This window comes from Calothrix sp. CBUCES-K 9914 (assembly GCF_059640475.1).
The window spans coordinates 1-1018 of record NZ_JBXXZH010000551.1; the positions used below are offsets into that span (position 1 = coordinate 1).

The 1018-nt window shown below is 39.2% G+C and carries 1 protein-coding gene; it reads left to right on the forward strand.

The features are described from left to right. Positions 1-1018, forward strand: a 1018-nt coding sequence (cas10d, locus tag AC2JBO_RS45005; protein WP_496960099.1) for a type I-D CRISPR-associated protein Cas10d/Csc3, incomplete at both ends; no start/stop codon positions are given.

Consider the following 1018-nt stretch of genomic DNA (forward strand, 5'->3'; position numbering starts at 1 on the left):
CTATCGTTACCCAATATCAACTACCTGATGGCTGGGATGATTTAAAACTTTGGGTAAAACGAGTTGTGATGTTACCTGATATGCAAGCGCAGTCAGTAGACAATTTCTTGAATGAATTGACTAATTATAACGCTGCAAAAAAATCAGGACGTGGGCGCCAGTTAATATGTTCGATATCACATTCGGCTTATACTGTAACTGAGCAGATGGAATCAGCGGTACTATTTACACCACAAGTTTATACAAATAAACAGCAATTGGGTGGTTCTAATGCCAAACGTAATATTTCTAGCATTGCTGGCATAGAGATGATGTTACGGCAAATATTGATGAATCAAACTCAGGCTGTAGGTAAACGCTTTGAGGACGGTAAATATCGCTACTTATACTTTTATCCAACTTATTATTTTACACCTGAAACTAATAAGTTCCTGCAAAAAGCTTATAGTGGTATCGCTCAAACTCGTTATGATACTAGCATCCGGAATCATTTTATCAGCAAGGATTTAGAAGCTAACTTCAGTAAGGAAAAATATCAAAATGTAGACTCTTTCCTAATTGAAGAGGATTTACAGCCATCCAATGACCGTACTTTTAAACTTTCTTACCCAGAAGACCAACCCTTAACATTTTACTTTATGGCACTACCACCAGGACGCGACAGCAGCGATACGGAATCATGGATAATGCCAACTTGGTTAGCGTTCGCTTTCCCAATGATATTAGATGTTAAAACCGTTGTCTCTGAGTCTCCAATTCCACCATTTAACGACGGCGCCGAATTTGAGGAAAGTGTATTTCTTGATAGTGCCCCCCATGCTTTCCGTACATTAGTAGGAAGAGATAAGTTTCGTTTGGACTACATCCTTGACGGATGGAACGATAACGGTAAATCTTATCCGGCGCCTTTAAATATTCTAACTGCGGCTTACGCCATTCATATAGATGTTAATGCCAAAGTTGGAAAATCCGGTTATGATGCAAACTGGGGTCGATTTACGGAACTTGCTTCATGTAT